Origin of the sequence: Mycobacterium sp. 2YAF39 (assembly GCF_052114565.1) — a bacterium.
Lineage (GTDB): Bacteria > Actinomycetota > Actinomycetes > Mycobacteriales > Mycobacteriaceae > Mycobacterium.
This window is the reverse complement of the sequence record NZ_JBFREZ010000008.1, coordinates 233,361-257,303: the sequence shown is the minus strand read 5'-3', so window position 1 is coordinate 257,303 and position 23,943 is coordinate 233,361. Positions and strand designations below refer to the sequence as shown.

20 protein-coding genes are annotated in these 23,943 nt (G+C 66.6%); 12 read left to right on the top strand and 8 right to left on the bottom strand.

The window, feature by feature from the left end; genetic code table 11:
* Positions 1–91 precede the first annotated feature (91 nt).
* From AB4Z42_RS22795 to AB4Z42_RS22780, 4 genes are all read left to right on the top strand, one after another.
* Complete coding sequence (locus tag AB4Z42_RS22795; protein WP_442011486.1) at positions 92–454, top strand: DUF1844 domain-containing protein; 363 nt, start codon at positions 92–94, stop codon at positions 452–454.
* A 45-nt stretch (positions 455–499) separates the two neighbouring features.
* Positions 500–3,832: a bifunctional lysylphosphatidylglycerol synthetase/lysine--tRNA ligase LysX gene (gene lysX, locus AB4Z42_RS22790; protein WP_442011485.1), complete on the top strand. Its 3,333-nt coding sequence runs from the start codon at positions 500–502 to the stop codon at positions 3,830–3,832.
* Between the two features lie 63 nt (positions 3,833–3,895).
* Positions 3,896–5,233, top strand: coding sequence for an alpha/beta hydrolase (locus AB4Z42_RS22785; RefSeq protein WP_442011536.1), 1,338 nt, complete (start codon positions 3,896–3,898; stop codon positions 5,231–5,233).
* A gap of 17 nt (positions 5,234–5,250) precedes the next feature.
* Positions 5,251–5,538 (top strand): hypothetical protein, encoded by a 288-nt coding sequence (locus tag AB4Z42_RS22780; protein WP_442011484.1) that lies wholly within the window; start codon positions 5,251–5,253, stop codon positions 5,536–5,538.
* Here AB4Z42_RS22780 and AB4Z42_RS22775 read toward each other — a convergent pair.
* Both AB4Z42_RS22775 and AB4Z42_RS22770 read right to left on the bottom strand, forming a co-directional pair.
* Positions 5,532–6,620 carry a hypothetical protein gene (locus AB4Z42_RS22775; protein WP_442011483.1) on the bottom strand — a complete coding sequence of 363 codons (1,089 nt, stop codon included), beginning with the start codon at positions 6,618–6,620 and terminating at the stop codon, positions 5,532–5,534. The two genes, AB4Z42_RS22780 and AB4Z42_RS22775, sit on opposite strands and share 7 nt — an antisense overlap.
* Positions 6,617–7,924, bottom strand: a complete 1,308-nt coding sequence (locus AB4Z42_RS22770) for a hypothetical protein (RefSeq protein WP_442011482.1) — start codon at positions 7,922–7,924, stop codon at positions 6,617–6,619. The genes AB4Z42_RS22775 and AB4Z42_RS22770 overlap by 4 nt, the downstream gene beginning before the upstream one ends.
* 73 nt (positions 7,925–7,997) lie before the next feature.
* Here AB4Z42_RS22770 and AB4Z42_RS22765 point away from each other — a divergent pair, with 73 nt between their 5' ends.
* Positions 7,998–8,462, top strand: coding sequence for a hypothetical protein (locus AB4Z42_RS22765; RefSeq protein WP_442011481.1), 465 nt, complete (start codon positions 7,998–8,000; stop codon positions 8,460–8,462).
* Here the strand turns inward: AB4Z42_RS22765 and AB4Z42_RS22760 are convergent, their stop codons facing one another.
* The 3 genes from AB4Z42_RS22760 to AB4Z42_RS22750 all read right to left on the bottom strand — a co-directional run bounded on the left by AB4Z42_RS22760 (position 8,463) and on the right by AB4Z42_RS22750 (position 11,829).
* Positions 8,463–9,689 carry a CHAT domain-containing protein gene (locus AB4Z42_RS22760; protein WP_442011480.1) on the bottom strand — a complete coding sequence of 409 codons (1,227 nt, stop codon included), beginning with the start codon at positions 9,687–9,689 and terminating at the stop codon, positions 8,463–8,465.
* A complete protein-coding gene (locus tag AB4Z42_RS22755) occupies positions 9,671–11,293 on the bottom strand; it encodes a hypothetical protein (RefSeq protein ID WP_442011479.1) in 1,623 nt (540 codons plus the stop codon). Before AB4Z42_RS22755 ends, AB4Z42_RS22760 begins: the two co-directional genes overlap by 19 nt.
* 62 nt (positions 11,294–11,355) lie before the next feature.
* A complete protein-coding gene (locus AB4Z42_RS22750; protein ID WP_442011478.1) occupies positions 11,356–11,829 on the bottom strand; it encodes a lipoprotein LpqH in 474 nt (157 codons plus the stop codon).
* A gap of 116 nt (positions 11,830–11,945) precedes the next feature.
* On the opposite strand from AB4Z42_RS22750, the gene AB4Z42_RS22745 reads away from it, so the two are divergent.
* Positions 11,946–13,109, top strand: a complete 1,164-nt coding sequence (locus AB4Z42_RS22745; RefSeq protein ID WP_442011477.1) for a winged helix DNA-binding domain-containing protein — start codon at positions 11,946–11,948, stop codon at positions 13,107–13,109.
* Positions 13,110–13,164: 55 nt separating this feature from the next.
* Here the strand turns inward: AB4Z42_RS22745 and uvrA are convergent, their stop codons facing one another.
* A complete protein-coding gene (gene uvrA, locus AB4Z42_RS22740) occupies positions 13,165–16,068 on the bottom strand; it encodes an excinuclease ABC subunit UvrA (protein WP_442011476.1) in 2,904 nt (967 codons plus the stop codon).
* A gap of 104 nt (positions 16,069–16,172) precedes the next feature.
* Here uvrA and AB4Z42_RS22735 point away from each other — a divergent pair, with 104 nt between their 5' ends.
* From AB4Z42_RS22735 to lnt, 4 genes are all read left to right on the top strand, one after another.
* On the top strand, positions 16,173–16,844 hold the full coding sequence (locus tag AB4Z42_RS22735) for an MBL fold metallo-hydrolase (protein ID WP_442011475.1): 672 nt from the start codon (positions 16,173–16,175) through the stop codon (positions 16,842–16,844).
* A complete protein-coding gene (locus tag AB4Z42_RS22730; protein WP_442011474.1) occupies positions 16,838–17,707 on the top strand; it encodes an SDR family NAD(P)-dependent oxidoreductase in 870 nt (289 codons plus the stop codon). Before AB4Z42_RS22735 ends, AB4Z42_RS22730 begins: the two co-directional genes overlap by 7 nt.
* Before the next feature lie 155 nt (positions 17,708–17,862).
* Positions 17,863–18,747 (top strand): fructose bisphosphate aldolase, encoded by an 885-nt coding sequence (locus AB4Z42_RS22725; protein WP_442011473.1) that lies wholly within the window; start codon positions 17,863–17,865, stop codon positions 18,745–18,747.
* The gene (gene lnt / locus AB4Z42_RS22720) at positions 18,735–20,186 is read left to right on the top strand and encodes an apolipoprotein N-acyltransferase (RefSeq protein ID WP_442011535.1); all 1,452 of its coding nucleotides are present in this window, start codon (positions 18,735–18,737) and stop codon (positions 20,184–20,186) included. The genes AB4Z42_RS22725 and lnt overlap by 13 nt, the downstream gene beginning before the upstream one ends.
* Here the strand turns inward: lnt and AB4Z42_RS22715 are convergent.
* On the bottom strand, positions 20,149–20,595 hold the full coding sequence (locus tag AB4Z42_RS22715; protein ID WP_442011472.1) for a universal stress protein: 447 nt from the start codon (positions 20,593–20,595) through the stop codon (positions 20,149–20,151). The two genes, lnt and AB4Z42_RS22715, sit on opposite strands and share 38 nt — an antisense overlap.
* A 339-nt stretch (positions 20,596–20,934) precedes the next feature.
* Between AB4Z42_RS22715 and AB4Z42_RS22710 the strand changes: the two genes are divergently transcribed.
* Both AB4Z42_RS22710 and AB4Z42_RS22705 read left to right on the top strand, forming a co-directional pair.
* Positions 20,935–22,407: a glycosyltransferase family 39 protein gene (locus AB4Z42_RS22710; protein ID WP_442011471.1), complete on the top strand. Its 1,473-nt coding sequence runs from the start codon at positions 20,935–20,937 to the stop codon at positions 22,405–22,407.
* 161 nt (positions 22,408–22,568) lie between these two features.
* Positions 22,569–23,423: an alpha/beta fold hydrolase gene (locus tag AB4Z42_RS22705; RefSeq protein ID WP_442011470.1), complete on the top strand. Its 855-nt coding sequence runs from the start codon at positions 22,569–22,571 to the stop codon at positions 23,421–23,423.
* Here the strand turns inward: AB4Z42_RS22705 and AB4Z42_RS22700 are convergent.
* Positions 23,414–23,845, bottom strand: coding sequence for a type II toxin-antitoxin system Rv0910 family toxin (locus tag AB4Z42_RS22700; RefSeq protein ID WP_442011469.1), 432 nt, complete (start codon positions 23,843–23,845; stop codon positions 23,414–23,416). The genes AB4Z42_RS22705 and AB4Z42_RS22700 overlap by 10 nt on opposite strands.
* Positions 23,846–23,943 lie beyond the last annotated feature (98 nt).

Genomic DNA, 23,943 nt, shown 5'->3' with positions numbered 1-23,943 from the left:
CACTGAGCCGGTACGGTCAGCGGTGGGAGTGGGACTCCACTTGCTGTCCCTGGCGTACGCCGGGACGGTCGCGCATGGGAGTCTACCAGGCATGACTCAGGATCCCGCATCGCCCGAACCGGCGGCCGAGCAGCCGACCCGCGAGCTGGCTGATATCCCCGCCGTCGAGGTCATCACGCGGGCGGCGGTCATGCTGATGAGCGCGGCGGCCGAGAAGCTCGGGCTGGCCGACGAGGACCCCGACGAGAGCCCGCACCGCGATCTCGACGAGGCGCGACGGCTGATCACCGCCCTCGCGGGGCTGGTGAAGGCCTCTGCGGAGTACCTCGGCCCGCACGCTGGGCCCGTGCGCGACGGGCTGAAGAGCCTGCAGCTGGCGTTCCGCGAGGCCAGCGCCGTCCCCGACGAGCCGGGTCAGGGTCCGGGCGAGAAGTACACCGGCCCGGTCTGGTAGCCAGTACCACCAATTTCACGGTTCGAGCGAATATCCTCGCGCCTTATGACGGTGACTAGCGCGGCCGGCCCAGCGAGCACGGCGAAGACGCGCCGCAGCTCGGCGTTCAGGTGGGTGCCAGCCGCGGCCGGCTGGACGGTCGGCATCATCGCCACGCTGTCGCTTTTCGCGAGTGTTTCGCCGTTCTTCCGGTCGCTCATCAAGGTGCCCCGCGAGTTCGTCAACGACTACGTCTTCAACTTCCCGGACACCAGCTTCGCGTGGGCGTTCGTGCTGGCGCTGCTGGCGGCCGCGCTGGCGGCCCGGAAGAGTATCGCGTGGTGGATCCTCGTCGGATACATGGTCGCGGCGGTCGGCTGGAACATCGGCGACCTGGTCTCCGGCGACGAATCGTGGCTGGAGGAAAGCGGCGAGATCATCGGTCTGGCCTTCCACGTCGCCGCCATCGCGTTCCTCGTGCTGGCGCGCAAGGAGTTCTGGGCCAAGGTGCGCCGCGGCGCGCTGATCAAAGCTGCTGCGACACTCGTCGCCGCGCTGATCGTCGGCATCCTGATCGGATGGGGCCTGCTCGAGGTCTTCCCGGGGACGTTGGCCCGCGAGGACCGCTTCTTCTACGCACTGAACCGGGTGGGCGCGTTCGCAGGCGCCAGCTCCGACTCGTTCACCGGCCACCCGCACGTCCTCATCAACGCGATCCTCGGTCTGTTCGGCGCGCTGGCGCTGATGGTGGCTGCGATCGTGTTGTTCCAGTCCCAACGGGCGGAGAACGCGCTCACCGGTGAAGACGAGTCGGCTATCCGCGGGTTGCTCGAGTTGTACGGCAAGAACGACTCATTGGGCTACTTCGCGACGCGCCGCGACAAGTCCGTGGTGTTCGCGCCCAACGGCCGCGCAGCGATCACGTACCGCCTTGAGGTCGGTGTCTGTCTCGCCAGCGGCGATCCCATCGGCGACCCCAAAGCGTGGCCCCAGGCAATCGAGTCGTGGCTGTCGCTGTGCCAGGACTACGGCTGGGCGCCAGGGGTGATGGGCGCCAGTTCGACTGGTGCCGAGGCGTTCCGCGCGTCCGGCCTGAACGCGCTGCAACTCGGCGACGAGGCGATCCTGTACCCGGACACGTTCCGGTTGTCGGGCCCGGACATGCGCGCGGTGCGGCAAGCGGTGACCCGCGCACGACGCGCGGGAACCACGGTGCGGATCCGCAGGCATCGCGATCTCGACACCGACGAGATGGCCGCCGTGGTCCAGCGGGCCGACTCCTGGCGCGACACCGACGACGAGCGCGGCTTCTCCATGGCGCTGGGCCGGCTGGGCGACCCGGCCGACGGCGACTGCATGCTCGTCGAGGCCGTTCAGCCAGGAACCGGCGGTGACCAGGTCGTCGCGATGCTCTCGCTGGTCCCATGGGGCGCCAACGGCGCGTCGCTGGACCTGATGCGTCGCTCACCCCAATCCCCCAACGGCACCATCGAGCTGATGGTCAGCGAGCTGTGCATGCAGGCCGAAGGTATTGGCGTGAGCCGTATCTCGCTGAACTTCGCGATGTTCCGCTCGGCATTCGAACAAGGCGCCCAGCTGGGCGCCGGACCGATCGCGCGGCTGTGGCGCGCTCTGCTGGTGTTCTTCTCGCGCTGGTGGCAACTGGAGACGCTGTACCGCTCGAACATGAAGTATCAGCCCGAGTGGGTACCGCGCTACGCGTGCTACGAGGACGCGCGGCTGGTCCCCCGCGTCGGGGTGGCATCGGTGATCGCCGAAGGCTTCCTCGTGCTGCCGTTCTCGCGCCGCCATGAACAGCCGCACACCGGCCATCACACCGCGGTGCCGCAGAGCATCGTCGACCGCGGCCTACTGCACCACGACGGCACGGCCCCCGATGTCGACAAGCTCCAAGTCGGGCTCGATGAGGAGGAACAGTCCCGGCTGCCCGAACAGGTTCGCGTTCGGATGGCCAAGCTCAAGGCATTGCAGGACAGCGGAATCGACGCCTACCCCGTCGGGCAGGAACCCAGCCACACAATCCTCGCGGCGATCGAATCCGAGGGCGCGGGCACGGTGACCGTCGCGGGCCGGGTCCTGCGTATCCGCGACTACGGTGGCGTGCTGTTCGCGCAGCTGCGCGATTGGTCCGGGGAAGTTCAACTGCTGCTTGACAATTCGCAGCTCGAAACGGGTACGACGGTAGATTTCACGCACGCCATCGATCTGGGCGATCTGATTCAGGTGTCGGGCACGATGGGCTACAGCAAGAAGGGCACCCGGTCGCTGATCGTGCTCAGCTGGCGGTTGATCGGCAAGTGCCTGCGCCCGCTGCCCGATAAGTGGAAGGGGCTGACCGATCAGGAGGCGCGGGTACGCGCCCGCTACGTCGACCTGGCGATCAACTCCGAGGCTCGCGATCTCATCCGCGCCCGCAGCGGTGTCCTGCACGCGATCCGTGAAACCCTGGTCGGCAAAGGGTTTTTGGAGGTCGAGACGCCGATCCTGCAGCAGATCCACGGCGGCGCCAACGCCAGGCCGTTCCTGACCCACATCAACGCCTACGACCTCAACCTGTACCTGCGCATCGCCCCCGAGTTGTATCTGAAACGACTGTGCGTTGGTGGTGTCGAGCGGGTCTTCGAGCTGGGCAGGGCATTTCGCAACGAGGGCGTCGACTTCAGCCACAATCCCGAGTTCACGCTGCTGGAGGCTTATCAGGCACACGCGGATTACAACGTGTGGATCGACGGCTGCCGGGAGTTGATCCAGAACGCCGCGCAGGCCGCCAACGGTGCGCACGTCTTCATGCGCCCCCGCGATGACGGCACGCTGGAACCCGTGGACATTTCGGGCGAATGGACGGTCAAGACCGTGCACGGCGCGGTGTCGGAGGCCTTGGGAGAACAGATCGGGCCCGAGACGGACCTGACGACGCTGCGCAGGCTCTGCGACAGCGCGAAGATCCCGTATCTGACCCATTGGGACACCGGCGCCGTGGTGCTGGAACTGTACGAGCACCTGGTCGAGGACCGCACCGAGGCGCCGACGTTCTACAAGGACTTCCCCACGTCGGTGTCACCGCTGACTCGACCGCACCGCAGCATCCCCGGTGTCGCCGAGCGCTGGGACCTGGTGGCGTGGGGCGTCGAACTGGGCACCGCCTACAGCGAGTTGACCGATCCCGTCGAACAGCGACGGCGACTGCAAGAACAGTCGCTGCTGGCCTCGGGCGGCGACCCGGAGGCCATGGAGCTCGACGAGGACTTCCTGCAGGCGATGGAGTATGCGATGCCGCCGACGGGTGGTCTAGGCATGGGCGTGGACCGTGTCGTTATGCTCATCACCGGCCGCAGCATCCGCGAGACGCTGCCCTTCCCCCTGGCCAAACCCCGTTAACAGCTGCTCCACAGCGGGCACCAAGGTTCGGCAGTCACTCTTGTGTCCGTGACGTTACGAGAGATGTTGCGGCACCACCACCTGTCCTTGTTGCACGGCTGGATTCCCATCACGATCCAGGTCCTGTCCGGCATCGCGGTGTTGGCCGCGATTGCGTGGGGCATCCAGAGGCGCCGCTCCCTGTGGTTACCGTTGGCGGCGGTGTGCGGGGTCGCCCTGACGGCGACCGCACACTGGTATGTCGACTCGCAGGGGTTTGCGGATAACCCGGCACCGGACGGGCTCTGGGTGTGGATCGGGTTGTCTGGTGCCGCTGCAGGTGTGTTGATCGCCGGCTGGCGCGGGGCGGCGTGGTGGCGCCGGGGCATAGCGGCCTCAGCACTTCCGCTATGCCTGTTGTGTGCCGCGTTGGCGGTGGACCTCTGGACCGGGTATTGCCCCACCGTCGAGAGCGCGTGGAACCAGTTGACCGCTGGCCCGCTGCCCGATCAGACGGATCAGGTGACCGTGGCGGCATTGCAGCGCAACCATCAGATTCCCCCGAAAGGGACGGTCGTGGCCGTACAGATCGGCGACTCCAAGTCAGGGTTCCGGCATCGCGGCGAATTGGTCTATCTGCCGCCGGCCTGGTACGCGACCAACCCTCCGCCACCCATGCCGACCATCATGATGATCGGTGGGGAGTTCAACACGCCCGCCGACTGGGCGCGGGTCGGCAACGCGATTACCACCGCTGACGACTTCGCGGCCGCCCACGGCGGCAATGCGCCGGTGCTCGTCTTTGTCGACGCGGTCGGCGCATTCAACAACGACACCGAATGCGTCAACGGCAGTCGGGGAAATGCCGCCGACCATCTGACTAAAGAGGTTGTTCCGTATATGGTTTCGAACTTCGGTGTGAGTGCGAAGCGGGAAAACTGGGGCATCGCGGGGTGGTCGATGGGCGGTACGTGCGCCGTCGATCTGGCCGTCATGCACCCCGACATGTTCAGCGCATTCGAGGACATCGCGGGTGACCTCGGCCCCAATGCGGGGACGATGGATGAGACCATCTCCCGGTTGTTCGGCGGCAATGCTGCGGCCTATGCGTCCTTCAATCCCACCGAAGTCATGAACCGGCACGGCACATACAGCGGTGTCGCGGGTTGGTTTGCGATCAACACTCAGGCCGCCCCGGCCCAGACTTCCGCCGCGAACTCGTTGTGCGCGCTGGGCAACGCGAAGGGGATCACCTGCGCGGTCGTCTCCCAGCCCGGTGCCCACGACTGGCCCTTCGCGGCGCACGCATTCGCGACGGCGTTGCCCTGGCTGGCCGGTCAACTCCGCACTCCGGGGGCTCCGCCGGTGCCGTTGCCCGCGCCACCGCAGCCACCGCCGGTCGTCCAGGCGTCCGCGAAGTAGCGGGTAGCGTGGACCGCATGCCGGACGAACCCACCACGGAGCCGGAAGCAACTGCGGAGCCGGCCCCAGCCGTCGTGTCCGAACCGGTCGTCGACACGGGCTATACCGCACAGGGCGTGCCGACTTTCGAATCGGTACGCGAGAAGATCGAGACGCGCTACGGCACGGCGATCGGCGCTGCCGAACTCGACGCCGAGACCCCGGAGGGCCGCACCGTCGAGGAGCAGTACGACGCCAGGCAACGCGCGGCCGCCGAGCGGTTGGCGCAGATTCGCGAATCGATGCGCAAGCCCGAGTCTCAGTAGTCCGATTCGGCGGCCAGGATCTCGGCCAGAAAAGCGTCGGCGGCCGGCGAGGCCAGCCGCGACCGCGCGAATTCCCTCACACGATCGCGGGTCTGTGCCGGTTCCCCTGCATCCGCCCCGATTGTCAGCGTGGTCGCCCGCCAATCATGGCCCCATGCGGTCGATTCCGATATCGACTGCTGATGGGAGTCGACGACCGGGAACGCCGCACGCCCGTCGGCGCCGAGCTCGCCGTCACCGCCGAACGGGCCGGAGCGCAGCCGGACGACGATGCCGTTGGGCGACCCGAGGCCCGACAATGCGACTCGCGCCATCGCCGTCACCTCCCCGGTACCGGTCTCGACGCTCCACTCGACGGTGTTCTCGGCCGCATCGAAGACTCCCGATGGCACCGCGGACCACTGGACCGAATCGACACCCCTCGCCACAGTCGTCGATGTAGTCCGTCCGAATTCACCGCCCGCGGCGAGCGCATAGTCGTCCCGCCGGGCGGGCTGAGCCAATGCGTCGAACGCGATCCCCACCTCATCGGCGAGGTCCGCGCACTTCTCGACCAGCTCGACGATGCGCGGATCACCCTCTTGGACATGGGCGTTGAGAGCGCCGACATGCGGCCTCACCATCTCGGCCACATCCGAGTCGAAGGTGTCGTCGGAGAAGAAATCCTCCGCACTCGCGGTGAGTATCGCGATCTCGGCGTCCAGTAACGCCCCGTCCAGAGTCGCGATCCCGTCGCGCTGACTCGCCGGCCACCACCGCCGGAGCCAATGCCCGAAAGCCAACCGGCGCAGTGAATCCAGCGAACCCGGCAACACGTCGACGTCGTTCAGGTCGACAGCGTGTGACTCTTCGGGTGGGGCGTGATCGACTGCCGCCGCGACCGCGCGATGTCCCGTCTCGCCGAGCACGCGCCACAGCCAGTCCGCTCGGCTCGCGTCGGTGAACGTGATCTGAGGATCCGCGCCCGGGTCGTCCACGGGCCACGTCAGCACCGCCCCACTGACCTCGAGGACCGCCTGCAGCGGAGAGGGCGCTACCGAGGGGCCCGTGCTCCACAGTCCGGAATCAGACATCAGCTTCATCCGGCCACCTGCAGTTCCAGCATGTTCTTGATGCGCTGCCGGTGGTCAAGACTCACCGACCGTGCGACGCCCTCCAACAGCGCCCGAACATCGTCGACGTCGTCGCAGGGCTCCTGCCACACGTCGCGGCCGTGCAGGCGCGCCCACAGCCGGCTCAGGTAGGGGCGCGCGAACGTCGCGAGGTCGTCGATCACCTGCTGCTGGCGGGGATGGATCGGTCCGCCGTCGGCCAGGTAGCGACGTGCGTGCAGCACGTACGCTTCCTTGCGAAGCCGCGCCTGGATCTGGCGGCCGAGCTCGTATCGCGTTGTCGCGGTTTCGGACAGCGGGGCCAGGTCCACCGCGACCTCGATCCCGGCGACCAGTGTCGCCTGCTTGTCCTCGGCCAGCAGTCCCCATGGTGCGCAGCACCGGTCGACCTCTTCCTCACACAGCATCGGGACGTCGGGCAGTTCGTCGCGATCCAGCGCGCGCCGGAGCGTCGCGCGTACCCGGTCGATGACGTTTCGATTGAGCGGCCGCTCGCTGTCTGGACCACCGATGACGGCGGGGGGGACCTGCGGCTCAACGGAACTGAGGCCAAGAGCCACGATCGACCACGGGAGGTGTGCCGCGTCTTCGTGCGCCGCCGCCCCGAAGTTGTACGGCGTCGCGTCGGCGATCAGCGCCTGCCATACCCGTTGGCGCGCCGCCGACGCACCGTGGCTGTCGGCGGCGCCGAGCACAGTCGTCAGCCCGGCCAGGAACGGGCCGGTGATCTCGGTCCCGGCCCGCACATCGCTCCAGCTCGATCGGAGCTGATCGGACAGTTCCGAGATGACGAGACCGTCGGACGAATAGGTGTTCAGCACTTCGATCGCGGTGCGGTCCCTGTCGGCGTGGACATCGCGGAGCACCGCCTCGGCTGCGCCGGAATCTGGATGGACGGGTTGACCTTTCGTCACCGCGAGCTCGAAACAGACAGGGAAGTACAGCTCCTGGGCGTTGCCGCTGGTGATCCGCAACCGCCGGCGCTCACGTTTGAGCAGCTCGAACCATGCTGCCGCCGCGCGTAGTTGGGCGGCTTGGCCGACGATCACGTCGTGCATGGCCTCGGCGACCTCGGCCGCCACGAACGGCGCCGAGAACTGGGTGTTCGAGCGCAACCGCAGCACCAACGGGTCGATGATCCGCTTCACCGTGCGCCGCAACGGACCGCCGTCGTCACCGCTGAGCACCTCGACACCAGGCCCGATCGTGCGCCACGCCCGGTCGATCACCGCCCGACGCGGATGCACGACGGCGACGGCCGTGTCTGTGCTCATAGGAACAGGATAGGAGTTGGGTACCGGACGAAAGTTGGGTTCGGTAGCCGACGCGGCGTCAGAACCTGGTGACATGTCCAGCACGTATTTGCACGGTTTCTTGTTGTTTCTGCTGGTCGCCACCGCCGCGACCATCCTGTTCCCAGGCCGCGACGCCCCCATCGCCGCACCTGGTGACCGCGAAGCCGACGAACGCCTCGCCACCACCGATGACATGGTGGCCATCCGCGCCGAGTTCGATCGGATGCTGGTCGTGAAAGGCCTGGTCACCGACACTCAGATCGATCTGATCCGGCACGGCACCAAATCCCGCGCGGTGGTCACGGGCATGCGAACCACCGGGCATGCGCGGGAGGACTTCCGCGAGGTCGAACTCGACGTGATGGTGAATCGGCCCACCGGCGGGCAGTTTCCCGCACACGAGAAGGCACTGATCCCCGCGTCGGCGATCACGAAGGTTTCCCCTGGCAGCGTCGTCGACACGTACTACCGATCCGGTGACGAGTCCGCGGTCGCCGTCTGCGTGTCGCCACGCTGATCACCGAGCACCGTCGACGGCGAACGTCGCCAGCGCGGCCCAGTACAGCGGGCTCGCGGTCAGGTCGCCGTCGCTCCACCGCCGCATCTGTTCCCGCTGCCAGGTGTTCACCGCACGGCCGGCGTCACCGGCTTCATGCGCACGGTCGACGGCGAGAATCACCTCGGCCATCGGATCGGCATCGGCCGTCGTCGACGCAAACAGGCGATATCCGGCGGCGGTCGGGAGTGACCACAGGGTGGCCGTCACCAACTCCGCACCTCCGAGAATCATCGCCGCCACCAATCCCGTCGCTTCGTCGAAGCGGTAGTCGCCACCGGACGCACACGCCAGCAGGCCGACGCGTGGGGGCATCGGCAGCTTCAATGCCATCAGATCCGACGCGGTGAGCGGCCGATCGTCGGCCAGGTGAAGGGCGGCCCGGTCGGCGTGGCCGACATCGCCGTCCGCCGCGGTCGCGTGGCCCACGTAGAGCAGCCGGCTCGGCCCCAGCGCCAGTAGGTCCGTCAGCCAGGCACGGTCCGCGTCGGCGCGCCGGAACAGCTCGACCGATGCCGCAACGTCGGGCAGGACGTCCCGGCCGTGCATCAGCTCGGCGAAGTGTCTGGCCACTGCCGTATCGGACGATGGACGCCCGAGCACGGAGCCCAGCGGTGAATCCGGCCGTTGACCGGGTACGCGCGGGTCGAGGACCAGCAGCGGCGGCTTGGTCCGCCGACCGCCCCAGCCCGCGGGTTCGCGCGGTGAGTGGACGATATTCGGCGGAGCCGCCATCAGAACGTCGACCAGTTCGATGAGGCGGTGACCGTCGTCATCGGGCATCGCGATGAGCCCCCATGGCACCTTGGCCAGTCGTGCGCTCGGTGACACGAACAGTGCCGCCCGGGGCGTGGTGACGATGTCGAGGAGCAACTGCCAGGCGTCGGGTGCGATCAGATGCGCCCCAAGTGTGCGAGCGATCGTGAATTCCGTTGCAGGCGAAGCGAAAGCACCCGTGGTGATCGCGCGTTCGAGTGCGACGCGCCGCGTCTCCTCGTTGATCGGGTCGGGCAACGCGCCGGTCAATTCGTTCAGCGCGGAGCCGAGCGCCGTCTCGTCCAGTACCCACGTGACCGTCCTGGACGGCTCCCCGACCACGCGCAGGCTGGCATATGTGGCAACGCCGACGTCGGCGAATCGCAGGACCAGGGTGGCTGTTTCGGCCTCCGTCACGGCCACGTCGCCCACATCGGGCCGACGGCAGTCACGTCGCGGCCGTACCGTTCAGCGGCAAGGGCACGATAGCGGGTCAATATCGGACCGGAACTGGGGTCCATCTGCAGTGGCGGCAGCGGGCCGAGCCGTGTCAGGCCCGCGGCTCCACCCGACGACGACTCCCCTGCGGCCACCAATGCGTATTCGTCGATGGTCTCCAGCGGTACCGCAGCGGTCGCGGTGCCCGTCCATTCGGCGGCCTCCCGATCCGGCTCCGCGCTGAATGTTCCTCGCGCACTGTGATACTCGACCAACTCGCTGAGAAGTTCGGTATTTCCCCACTCCCAGGCGACGGCGAACGCGCCGGCCAGCATGCGGGCAGACACGTGCGCCGCCCAGCGCATCCGCGCGTCGGCGTCGGTGATCGCATGCCGCACCGAATCGACGGCAAGTGCGGCGGGCACCTTCAGCTCGGCGGCCCGCTCGAGTTTGACCGCCGCGTTCTCGGGGTCGGCCAGTGCGTCCGCTCGCCAGATGCTGCCGATGTGGTCGTGTAGACGGGCGTATTGCAGCCAGCTGTGTCGTGGCCACGAATCGAGTAGTTCCTGCGCCTCTTCTGTGCGCCGGCGCGCCGCGTCGAAGTCACCCCGGAAGATGTCAACCCAGCTGCGCTGCAAAAGAATGCGATGTATGTGCAGCGGCTTCTCGATCTCGCGCCAGTGCCGTTCGGCGTGGCCGAAACGCTCGTCGGCGTCGTCGAGCTTCTCGATGGACAGCGCGATCAGACCGAAGTACAGCCAGCTCCGTGACACATCGTGAGCCCGCAGACCCTCGGCGATCGCGGGATAGGACTCATGAGCCAGGTCCTGTGCCTGCGCCCGATCGCCCACCGCCCATGCGACCGTCGCACGTTCGAATTTTGTTCTCGCCGTGGCCAATGCCCAGTCACGGGCCTCTGAACGGGCGCCCGCCCGGTGCAGCCACGGTTGTGCCTCGGTCAGCCGGCCCGTCTCGACACAGAACCTGCCGTACGAGGTGGCGCCGAACACGAAGAGGTAATCATCGAAATCATCGGTTCCGTCCCTGCCGTCGATCGTGTCAATCACCTTCTCCCACAGGTGGACCGACTGCACATACAGATCGTCGTCGCAGAGCGCGTTGGCGCACAGGATTCGCGCGAAGGTGATGAGGCGGTCGTGCTCGTCCGCGAGATCCGGATAGTCGGTCGTGTCATCCGTCAGCACCAGCAGCGCGGCCTCGGCGGCTTCGTGGTCACCGTGCGCGGCGGCAAGGCCGGTCTGCAGGAACTGCGCCCGGCGCGAGTACCGGCAGGCCATATGGTCGATCTCGCCGTCGGACAGCGTCACCTGGGGCGCCAAATCGGGCCGGGTGCCTGCCCGGAACGCCGCATAGGTGGCGAGGCATTCGCGGATGCGGCTGACGGACTCCTCGGTCCCGTCGTAGGCGGTGCGCACGAGGTACAGCTGACCGAGTTGCGCGTAGACCTCCAGAAGCCAATCGTCGCGGTCGGCCGCTTCAATAGCCGGGATGAGCGACAGCAACAGGTCCTTGGCCTCTTCCTCCTTGGCGGCCAACGACAAATGTCGTGCCCGCTCGAGGTCGGCCACGATGGTCATTTCTGAATCATAGGAAGCGGCGGACGCCAGGGGTACGTCCGCCGCTTCCGGTATGCGCCCGATCAGGTGCAGGTCACCTTGATCTCGAACGGCTTGTTGATCATCCCCGCCATCGGGTTCGCCATATCGGCGCCCACGGCTTCACCGGTGATGGTGTAGGTGCTGCCGTCGACCTTGACGTCCGCCGAACCGGTCTTTGCACCCATCATGTTGGTGACGGCGAGCGCATTGCCATCCACCGACATGCCCAGCGACTCCACGGTGGGGGTCGGCCCATCGGTCATCACAACCGCGAGCCCGGCCTGGCCGTTGATCGCCGCGCTGGCGACGTTGATCTTGCCGGCGGCCTTGACGCAGGTCACCGAATTCAGATCCAGACCCGAGAGGTCACTGCCGCCGACCTTGACCTCGGTCGAACCGCCCGTGCTGGCCTGGGGTTGGCTTGGCGCGGCCTCTGGCTTCTTGTCATCAGAACAACCCACCAGGACAGCTGCACCGAGAGCCAGCCCGACCACACCTGCGACAACTCGCTTCATCGATCTTCCCTTCGTCTTACGTCGCCCTGCTGGCGTCGTCGTGAGGTCAGTCAAGGCGGTCGGCACCGCTACCGATCCCAAAGTTTGTCGGTAACCGCAGGTAGCGTGCACAGGCGATGCGGTCATTCACGGTTGCCGAGCGGCGGGCCCGGCTCGCGCGACGGCACTTTCTCGCCGAGCCTGCGCAGACCCCGGCCGGTGTCGCGGGCGATGTCGTCGGTCTGCATGCCACCGACCCGGCCACGCCGTACCTGTCCCTGTGGGCGCGGCTGCCGGGCTTCACCGTGGGCGATCTGGACGACGCGCTGTACCGACAACGCACGTTGACCAAGCATCTTGCGATGCGCCGCACGTTGTGGGTCGTGCGTGCCGAGGATCTGCCGCTGATCCAATCGGCGGCCAGCGACCGGGTGGCGGGCAACGAGCGCCGCAAGCTTGTCGCCGATGCCCAGAAAGCCGGTGTCTGCGTCGACGGTGACGCGTGGCTGGATACCGCGTCGGCAGCCGTGCTGACTCATCTGAACGAGCACGGTCCCACCAGCGCGAAGGATCTGCGCGCCGCGCTGCCGGCGTTGGCGGGACACCACGACCCGGCACCGGGCAAGCGATGGGGCGGGGAAACACCCCTGGCGCCACGAGTTCTGACGGTTCTGGCCGTGCGCGGCGATATCGTCCGCGGGCCAAACGACGGAGGCTGGACCGTCTCGCGGCCGCGGTGGACGTCGATGGCCGACTGGCTGCCGTCGACGCCCGGCTCCGTTTCCCCCGACGATGCGCGCACCGAAATGGTGGGCCGGTGGCTGCGGGCGTTCGGCCCGGCGACGGTGACGGACATCAAATGGTGGTTCGGCAATACGTTGACGTGGGCGCGTCAGGCATTGCGAGATCTCGATGCCGTCGAGGTCGACCTGGACGGCACACCCGGCGTGGCACTGCCCGACGACCTGGAGATCGAGCCGCCGGCCGAACCGTGGTGTGCGCTGCTGCCGGGCCTCGACGTCACGACGATGGGGTGGTTCGACCGCGACTGGTATCTCGGCGGGCACCGCAGTCAGGTGTTCGATACGAACGGAAACGGTGGCCCGACGGCGTGGTGCGACGGTCGCATTGTCGGCGCCTGGGGTCAGGATGCCGACGGCCGGGTCGAGGTGCGGCTACTCGAGAAGGTCGGCAGGACTGCACAGAAGACACTGCAACGGCGGGCCGACGAGCTGACCGAATGGCTGGCGGGCGTGCGGATCAGCCCGCGCTTCCCCTCCCCGCTGTCGAAATCGCGGTGAGAGCGCGGAAGCGTCAGCGGCCCTTGTCGCGGAGATACGCCCAGTCTCGACTCGACTACGCGCTCACCTTGCTTCGCTTGCGCTTCTTCGACGCCGGTCGCGCCACGCCCAAGGACTCGGCGAGGAAGTGGCCGGTGTAGCTGTCGGTGTTCGCGGCCACGTCCTCCGGTGTGCCGGTCGCGACCACTCCGCCGCCGCCCGCGCCACCCTCAGGGCCCATGTCGACGATCCAGTCGGAGGTCTTGATCACGTCGAGGTTGTGCTCGATGACGATCACCGTATTGCCCTTGTCGACCAGGCCGTTGATGACAGCGAGCAGCTTGCGGATGTCCTCGAAATGCAGTCCGGTGGTGGGTTCGTCGAGGATGTACACCGTTCGGCCGGTCGACCGCTTCTGCAGCTCGGACGCGAGCTTGACGCGCTGCGCCTCACCTCCGGACAGCGTCGGGGCGGGCTGGCCGAGCCGGACGTAGCCGAGCCCCACGTCGACGAGGGTCGCGAGGTACCTGTGGATCGATGTGATCGGCTTGAAGAACTCCGCCGCCTCTTCGATCGACATGTCGAGCACCTCGGCGACCGTCTTGCCCTTGTAGTGCACCTCCAGCGTCTCGCGGTTGTACCTGGCGCCCTGGCACACCTCACACGGCACGTACACATCGGGCAAGAAGTTCATCTCGATCTTGATGGTGCCGTCACCCGAACACGCCTCGCAGCGGCCACCTTTGACGTTGAACGAGAATCGGCCCGGCTGGTAACCGCGGACCTTGGCCTCGGTGGTGGCCGCGAACAGCGTGCGGATCTTGTCGAACACACCGGTGTACGTCGCCGGGTTGGACCGCGGCGTGCGTCCGATGGGCGACTGGTCGACGCGGACGAGCTTGTCCAGCTTGTCCAGCCCCGTCACGCGGGTATGGCGGCCCGGCACCTGTCGCGCACCATTGAGCTTGTTGGCGAGCACCGACGCCAGGATGTCGTTGACCAATGTCGACTTGCCGGAACCCGATACGCCGGTGACCGCGGTCAGCACACCCAGCGGGAAGGCCACGTCGATCTCGCGCAGGTTGTGCTCGCGGGCGCCGACGACGGTCAGCTGCCGCTTGCGGTCGACGGGCCGCCGCATACCGGGGACCTCGATCTCCTCTTTGCCCGAAAGGTAGGCCCCGGTAATCGAATTGGGGTTCGTGAGCAGGTCTTCATACGGCCCGCTGTGTACGATCTGACCGCCGTGCTCACCCGCCGCGGGCCCGATGTCGACCACCCAGTCGGCGTGCGCGATGGTGTCGAGGTCGTGTTCGACGACGATCAGGGTGTTGCCGAGATCCCGCAGTCGGATCAACGTCTCGATCAGCCGCCGGTTGTCGCGCTGGTGCAGGCCGATGGACGGTTCGTCGAGTACGTACAGCACGCCGACGAGCCCCGACCCGATCTGGGTGGCCAACCGGATGCGTTGTGCCTCACCGCCGGACAGTGTCGCGGCCGCCCGCGACAGCGACAGGTAGTCGAGCCCGACGTCGAGCAGGAAGCCGAGCCGCGACTGGATCTCCTTCAGCACCTGGCCTGCGATGGCCTGCTCGCGCGAACCGAGTGTCAACGCGTTGAGGAACTCCGCGCACTCGGCGATCGACAACTCGGACACTTCGGCGATCGACTTTGCGCCGAATCCCCCGGCCGTCATGGTGACGGCAAGGATCTCGGGCTTGAGTCGGGTGCCGTTGCATTCGGGACACGGCACGTCACGCATGAAGCCCTCGTACCGCTCCTTCATCTGCTCGGAGTCGGTCTGCTCCATACGACGCTGCAGGAAAGCCATCACACCTTCGAAATCGGCGTAGTACGAACGTGTTCGGCCGTAGCGGTTCTTGTACCGGACGTGCACCTGCTCGTCGCAGCCCTCGAGAATCGCCCTGCGCGCCTTGGCGGGCAGCTTCTTCCACGGGGTGTCGACGTCGAACCCGAGTTGGTCACCGAGCCCCGACAACATCCTGGTGAAGTATTCGGCGGTCTGCCCCATCGACCACGGCGCGATGGCGCCCTCGGCGAGCGTCAGGTCCGGATCCGGGATGACGAGTTCCGGGTCGACCTCCTTGCGGATGCCCAGACCCGTGCATTCCGGGCAGGCGCCGTACGGCGAGTTGAAGGAGAAGGACCGCGGCTCGAGGTCGTCGACGGCGAGTGGGTGCCCGTTGGGGCATGCCAGCTTCTCGGAGAACCGCTGCTCGCGGTGCGGATGGTCGTCCTCCCGGTCGACGAATTCCAGCACCACGATGCCGTCGGCCAGGTTCAGCGCCGTCTCGACCGAGTCGGTGAGCCGCTGCTTGGCGGTGGTCTTGACCGTGAGCCGGTCGACGACCACCTCGATGTCGTGTTTCTCCTGCTTTTTCAGCGTCGGCGGTTCGGTGAGGGGATACACCACCCCGTCGACGCGAACCCTGCTGTAGCCCTGGGAGTTCAGCTTGTCGAACAGGTCGACGAACTCGCCCTTGCGGGTGCGCACCACCGGAGCGAGCACCTGGAATCGCAGGCCCTCGTCCATGGCCAGCACCTGGTCGACGATCTGCTGCGGCGTCTGGCGGGCGATGCGCTCACCGCACACGGGGCAGTGCGGGGTGCCCGCCCGCGCGTAGAGCAGACGGAGGTAGTCGTATACCTCGGTGATCGTGCCCACGGTCGACCGCGGGTTGCGGTTGGTCGACTTCTGGTCGATGGACACCGCGGGCGAAAGGCCCTCTATGAAGTCGACGTCCGGTTTGTCCATCTGGCCGAGGAACTGGCGGGCGTACGCGGACAACGACTCGACGTAGCGGCGCTGTCCCTCCGCGAAGATCGTGTCGAACGCGAGCGACGACTTGCCGGAACCGGACAGGCCGGTGAACACGATCAGCGCGTCGCGGGGCAGGTCGAGGTCGACACTTCTCAGGTTGTGCTCGCGCGCACCCTTCACTACAAGGCGGTCAGCCACGCCCATCCTCTTTCAAAGTGAAAAAGCCTCCCGAAGACATAGTTCACGGCCATGTTATGCGGCCCCACCGACAAGCCTCTGACGAGCCGGTTACCGTGAGGAACATGACCGTCGTCGATGACAACTACACCGGCCACGTCGACCCGCAGACCGGCGCTAGGCGCACCCTGCCGGGAGCATCGATCGTCAAGGTTTCGGTGGGCCAGATGGACAACAACGCGTACCTGGTTTCCTGTTCCCAAACCGGTGAGACGCTACTCATCGACGCGGCCAACGATCCGGAGATCCTGCTCGAGCTCATCGAGCGCTTCGCACCGAAGCTGTCGCTGATCGTCACCAGCCACCAGCACTTCGATCACTGGCAGGCGCTGGAGAAGGTGGCGAAGGCCACTGGTGCGCCGACCGCGGCGCATGAGCTCGATGCCGAACCGCTGCCGGTCAAGCCGGACCGCCTCCTGGCCAACGGCGACACCGTTAAGGTCGGCGAGCTGTCGTTCGACGTCATCCACCTCCAGGGACACACCCCCGGATCGGTCGCGCTGGCGCTCGAAGGCGCCGACGGAACGACCCATCTGTTCACCGGCGATTGCCTCTTCCCCGGCGGCGTCGGCAAGACCTGGCAGGAAGGCGACTTCGAGCGGCTACTCGCCGATGTGACCAGCCGGGTGTTCGACGTCTACGGCGACTCGACGGTGGTCTACCCGGGCCACGGGGATGACACGACACTCGGCACCGAGCGCCCGCATCTCGCCGAGTGGAAAGAACGCGGGTGGTGACCAGCACCGACAAACCGGTCGCTGTCGTCACCGGCGCCAGTCGCGGCGCAGGACTCGGGATCGCGCACGCGCTCGGTAGTCACGGATGCACTGTGTATGTCACAGGGCGGACCGAGAAGGCCGGCCAATCGTCGCTTGGCGGCACCATCGGAGAAACCGCGGACCTGGTGACGGCGGCGGGTGGCAAGGGCATCGCCGTCCGCGTGGACCATGCCGACGATGACCAGACGAAAGCCCTCTTCGAGCAGGTCGAGCGCGAACAGGGCCGACTCGACATCCTGGTGAACAACGCTGCGATCATCCGTGACGAAATGATGGGCCGGACCCCGTTCTGGGAGGAGCCGATCAACGTCATCGACACACTCGACGTCGGGCTTCGCAGCGCCTACGTGGCCACCGTCTACGCGGCACCGCTGTTGCTCGCGCAGAAGCACGGCCTTGTCGTGTTCACCTCAGCCCCGGGCGCCGCGCACTACGTTTTCGGCCCGGCCTACGGCGTGCACAAAGCCGGGACGGACAAGATGGCCGCCGACATGGCCGTCGACTTCAGGAAGTTCGGTATCGCATCCGTGTCGATCTGGATGGGCATCCTGCTGACCGAACGGTTCAAGAACATCATCGCCACGGCCCCCGACCAACTCAGCCATCTCAGCGATGAAGCGGAGACCCCGGAATTCACCGGTCATCTCATCTGGGCGCTCTTCAACGATCCCGGACTCTTGGGCAAGAGTGGCCAGACGTTCATCGGTGCGGAGCTTGGCGTCGAGTACGGCATCAAAGACGACGGCGAACGGCAGCCACCCTCCTACCGCGACGTGCACGGAATTCACCCGCTAAAGCAGTTCGACCGCATCCTGAAGTGAGACCGCGAGAGTCGAAAACTGATGGAAATGGCGCAAAATCCGTCATCTTTCCGACCCTCGGCGACGACGGCATGGCGTAGGGCCCGGCCAAGCTGTGAACGCCCTGTCTTACTCTGATGCGCAGAACTCGTCGAGGAGATCGTGCAGGAGACATGGTGAATCAGGATCAGTTGAAGAAGGCTCAAAGCGGTGCCGGTTTCATCGCCGCACTTGACCAGAGTGGCGGCAGCACCCCCAAGGCGCTGAAGCTCTACGGCATCAGCGAGGACGCCTACTCCGGCGATGAGCAGATGTTCGACCTGGTCCACGAGATGCGAACCCGCATCATCACCAGCCCGGCCTTCAACGGCGACCGCATCATGGGCGCGATCCTGTTCGAGATGACGATGGACCGCGAGGTCGAGGGTCGTCCGACCGCCGACTACCTGTGGAACGTCAAGAACATCGTGCCGTTCCTCAAGATCGACAAGGGTCTGAACGACGAGCAGGACGGCGCGCAGACCATGAAGCCGATGCCCGGGCTGGACGACCTGCTCGACAGGGCGGTGGCCAAGGGCGTCTTCGGCACCAAGGAGCGCTCGGTCATCAAGCTGCCCGGCGCCGGCCTGGACGCGGTCGTGGCGCAGCAGTTCGAGGTGGGTCGGCAGGTCCTCGCCAAGGGGCTGGTGCCGATCATCGAGCCCGAGGTCGACATCAAGAGCCCGAAGAAGGCCGAGGCCGAGGACCAGCTCAAGGCCGCACTGCTCGCCGGTGTGAACGACCTGGCCGACGACCAGAAGGTCATGCTCAAGCTGACGCTGCCCGAGACCGACAACCTGTACGAGCAGCTCGTCGAGCACCCCAAGGTGCTGCGCGTGGTCGCCCTGTCCGGCGGCTACGACCGCGACGAGGCCTGCGAACGGCTGGCCCGCAACAACGGCGTCATCGCGAGCTTCTCGCGTGCGCTGACCGAGGGGCTCACGGCACAGCAGAGCGACGAGGAGTTCAACGCGACGCTCGACGCGGCGATCGGGAGCATCGCCAAGGCATCCGCTACCTGACGACGATTCGGGGCTGCGCGGCGGCGCTCGTCGCCGGCGCCCTGCTTGCCCTCGCCTTTCCCGCCCCATCGTGGTGGTGGCTGGCATGGATCGGTCTGGTTCCGCTGCTGTTCGTCGTCCGCGCGGCGCCGACCGCAGTGCAAGGCGGCGGGCGTGCCTGGTTCGGGATGGCCGGCTTCGCGCTGGTCAACCAGTATTGGCTGGGGCCGAGTGCGGGACCACTGCTGGCTGTATTCGCGGTCGCGGTCGGCGCGCTGTGGTTTCCGTGGGGGTGGGCCGCTCATCGGCTGCTCGTCGGTGACGTCACCCCACGACGGGTCCTCACCGCCGTCGCCGTCCTTCCGTCAGCGTGGGTGAGTGGCGAAGCGGTGCGGTCATGGCACCGCCTCGGCGGACCGTGGGGTCAACTCGGCGCCTCGCAATGGAATCAGCCGGCGACGCTAGCGCCCGCCTCGCTGGGCGGCGTATGGCTCGTCAGCTTCCTGGTGGTCGCCGTCAACACCGCGATCGTGGGCGCGATCCTGCTGCGCTCATGGCGTGCGCTGGCACTACCGGTCGTCCTCGCGGTCCTCGGTCCGGCGTGGTTCTGGGCCGGACCCGCTCCCGGCCAGGGGGCGACGGTGCGGATCGCTCTGGTCCAGCCCGGCGACATCGAAGAGGCCACGGCACGTCAGGCGGCCAGCGAAGCGCTCACCGAAGGGTTGGCGGGCCAACGGGTCGATCTCGTGGTCTGGGGCGAGAGCAGCGTGGGCGTCGATCTTGCGAGTCACCCCGCAACCCTGCGACGCCTGGTGGAACTACGCAGGCGGATCGGTGCGGACGTGCTGGTCAACGTCGATGCGCGGGCACCCGAGGGCGGCATCTACAAGTCGTCGGTGCTCATCGGAAGCGACGGAGTGCGCGGCTCCTATGCGAAGACGCGGCTGGTGCCGTTCGGCGAGTACGTCCCGCTGCGGCCGCTGCTGGGTTGGGCCACCCGACACACGAAGGCGGCCGGTGAGGACCGCCGACGAGGGGACGGACCGGTGGTGCTGCGCACCGACTCCCTGGCATTCGGGCCCCTGATCAGCTTCGAGACCACGTTCTCGGACCTGCCGCGACGGCTCGTGAGCCTGGGCGCCGAGCTGCTGGCGTACCAGAGTTCGACATCGAGCTATCAGGGCAGCTGGGCGCAACCGCAGCTGGCGAGCATGGCCGCGGTGCATGCCGTGGAAGTCGGACATCCCGCCGTGCATGCCGGGTTGTCCGGAGTCAGTTCGGCGTTCGATGCGCGCGGCAACAAAATCGGATGGCTGCCCGCCGCTGAGCGCGGCGTGTTGGTGCTCGACGTTCCACTCGGATCGCGAACGACGCTTTACGACCGTCTCGGAGACTGGCCGATTGTGTTGTCGCTGTTGATCTTTACGGCGTGGTGTGCACGATCAGCACGTCGGTCTTAGACCGGCGCGCGACGTTGGCAGGCACCGATCCGAGCAACCGGCCCGCGATGGTGGACAGGCCGACATTGCCGACGACGAGTAGATCCGCCTTCACTTCCTCGGCGAGATCGACCAGCGCGTCGACTGGTGCACCGACGATCGCCTTTTCCTCGACGTTCTTGGCGCCTGCCTGAGTCGCTCGGTCCTTCGCCTCGCGCAGGATCGCGTAGATGGGGGCGTTGCCCGACATCTTGTAGCCCTCGTCCTTGAGCACGTCGGCGGCCCGCTGGTCTTCGCTCTGAGGGAAGTACGCCGTCGCGACGATCACCTTGGCGTCTGACCCGGCGGCGATGTGTCCGGCCTTTTCCACCGCGCGCAGCGACGAATCCGATCCGTCCGTTCCGACAACGATGGTCGTGTAGCCGCTCATCCATGTCCTCCCAATGTCAGTTGGCTCGCCACCCGAGACAGTAACCCGTAGTCACGGGAACATGGGTGCGAATCACCACACCTGAATAGCATTTGCCTGGTCTTTCGTGCTGCTTGCGCTGGCAACATCACCTCGGCGGTTCCGACGTGACGGCGCCTACATTTTTTCGTCGCGCAGCGGAATCGCTACACCCGCGGAGTCGCGGTCGCATTTGCCGAGCCTTAGAGTAGCTACCGCTGCACTGGACCTGAACAACGGGAAGCCATGTCGGATATAGCGCTAGGCTCAGCCCGCTTCGCTGAGGTCGATCCCCCGCGCCCGAATTCGACGGGGCGCGTAGTGGATCCGTTGGCTGTGGCTGTGCTCGCTGCCGCAGTGAGCGCAGCAGGGGCGGCGCGACCGTCGTTATGGTTCGACGAAGCCGCAACGATCTCCGCGTCGACACGATCGCTGCCGGAACTGTGGCAGCTACTGCACAACGTCGATGCGGTGCACGGCCTCTACTACTTCGTAATGCATGGTTGGTTCGCGATCGTTCCTGCCACTGAATTCTTCTCGCGATTCTCGAGTTGCCTTGCCGTTGCCGTCGCCGCGGCAGGCGTGGTCAAGCTGGGACGGCAGTTCTCGAGCCGCACGGTCGCTGTCTGTGCGGGAACCGTATTCGCCATCCTGCCGCGCACCACGTGGGCAGGCATCGAGGCCCGGCCGTATGCAATGACCGCGGCGGTGGCGGTGTGGCTCATGGTGCTTCTCGTCGTCGCCGCACGACGAAACACGGTGGCGCTCTGGCTTGCCTACGGCGTCGCGCTGACGGGCTCGATCGTGCTCAACGTGTTCGTCGTGGCAATGGTGCTCGTGCACGCCGGTGCCGTGGTTTTGGTGGCCGAGGACAGGCGATCCGTCAGGTCGTGGGCGGTCACTTCATCGGTCGCATTGGCCGCAGTGATCCCGTTCGTCGCGTTCTGCCGCACGCAGATCGCTCAAGTCCATTGGATTTCGCCGCTGGGTTGGCACACGGTCATCGAGATCGCCAGGGAGCAGTACTTCGACGGCAGCACGCTGTTCGCCGTTGTCGCGGGACTTGTGCTGACCGCGCCGCTGGTATCGCGCCGCTTCCGGCCGACCGACGTCGGAAGCAAGCATCTCGCGAAGATCGCCATCTTGTGGATCACGCTGCCCACACTGGTGCTCTTGACGTACTCGCTGTTCGAGCCGGTCTACTACCCGCGCTATCTCTGCTTCACCTCACCGGCGGCGGCGCTGCTGCTAGGAGCCGGCATCGTGGCGCTGACCCGCTCGCGACAGGGAGTGACGGCGATCCTGACGGCGTTCGCGCTCGCCGCCACACCGAACTATCTGATTGGTCAGCGCGGCCCCTACGCAAAGGAAGGGATGGACTTCAGCGCGGTCGCCGACGTCATCGATGCACACGCCTCCCCCGATGACTGCCTGATCCTCGACAACACGACCGACTGGGCACCGGGACCGATCCGTCCTCTGACGGCGGCGCGCCCCTCGGTCTATGAGAAATTGATCGATCCGGGTCGGGGGCGACGAGCGGTGGAACGAAATCGATTGTGGGACGCCCACCTCGGGATCTGGGGCGTCGCCGACCGTGTCCGCCAATGCACGGTGTTGTGGACGGTGTCCCAACGGGACACCACGGTGCCCGATCACGAGAGCGGACACAGTCTGGACCCGGGACCGCGACTCCGACGCGCGCCGGCGTATCAGGTACCGCACAACATGGGCTTTCACATCGTCGAGCGATGGCAGTTCAACTTCGCGCAGGTCGTCAAGTCGACGCGGTAGCGCGTGAACGGTTCCGAACCGGGTATCTGCCTGCCATGGCCGCGCACCCGTCCTCGGTGCTTCGCGGCCGCCCGGAACATCGCGAAAAGGCGTTCGAGGCACGCGTGTCGGATCTGCGATTCGCTGCAGAACTACACGTGTCGTAGGACATCATCTGCTGCATGGATGCCGCGGCTCGGTTGAGTGATGGCCGGTCGCTGTTTTACGCGCAGTACGGCAAGCCCGACGGCTTCCCGATCGTCAACTGCCACGGTGGGCTCGCGTGCCGCCTCGATGTGGAAGCCGCGGATGCCGTCGCCACCGAAGCCGGGGTGCGGTTGATCTCCCCCGACCGGCCCGGTGTCGGGCTGTCAGATCCTTCCCCGGGGCGCACCATGGCGGACTGGGCACACGATGTCGAAGAGTTGATCGACGGCATCGGTGTCAATCGGTTCGCCACGATGGGCTGGTCGATGGGCGGCCAGTACGCGGCGGCCATCGGACACTTCCTGCGCCACAGGGTGACCCGGGTGGCGATCATCGCCGGAGCGCTGCCGCTGACCGAATCCGGGGTATTCGACCAGCTGCCCGCGATGGATCGGTACCTCACCCGCCTCTCGCAACGCACACCATGGCTGGCACGACAGTGGTTCGCGATCATGGGACTGGCGCCTCGCGTGACCCCAACGTTGTACGGCCGCATGGCCGCTCGCGATCTCGGGCCGGCCGACGGCGCCGTCATACGTGGCGAAGGGTTCGGCGCTTTCGCACAGATGTCACGCGAAGGGCTGCGCCAACCGGCCGGTGTCGTGGAGGAATACCGGGCATGGATGCGGCCGTGGGGATTTACCCCTGAAGACCTCGACGTTCCGGTCGGCGTCTGGGCGGGAAACCAGGATCAGTTGGTCGACTCGAGCTGGCCGCAGCGACTGGCGTCGCGAATCCCCAACGCCACGTTGAATGTTCGCGACGGCGGACACTTCGTCGCGCATCTGCACTACCGAGAGATTTTCGATGCGCTCAGGCATCAGGCGTAGAGCGACTCGAACTTCTTGATCGAACGGTCGATGTCGCCCTTCACGGCCCGTGCCGCCACAGCGCCGATGGGCCCGAACAGCGGCGCACCGCCGAGGTCGATCTTGACCGTGAACGCGCAGCCCGACTTCGTCGGCTTGACCGACATTTTCAGCGCGTATTTTGTCCCGCCGACGCCGTCACCGGTGATGCCGATCAACCGCGGCGGGTCGAACTCGCGGATGGTCCAGGTGACGCGGTTGCGCATACCCTTCGCGCCCGCCACGCCGACGATCGTTGTTCCCACCTCCAGGTCCGACGGCAGCTCGCTGCGCCAGCCCTCGTGCATCTGCAACCAGTCACCGAGCGAGGACAGGTCAGATACGTGCACCCACGCTTCCTCAGGGCTCAACGACAGATCACGGGACAGTTCCAGCTTGGCCACCCCGAAATACTAGGCGTCGGACCGATTGGGGTAGCCCGTACTGAGCGCAACTCGGTGTCGGTGTTCGGCCATACGCTCGGCGTGAGCCGTGCAACCGG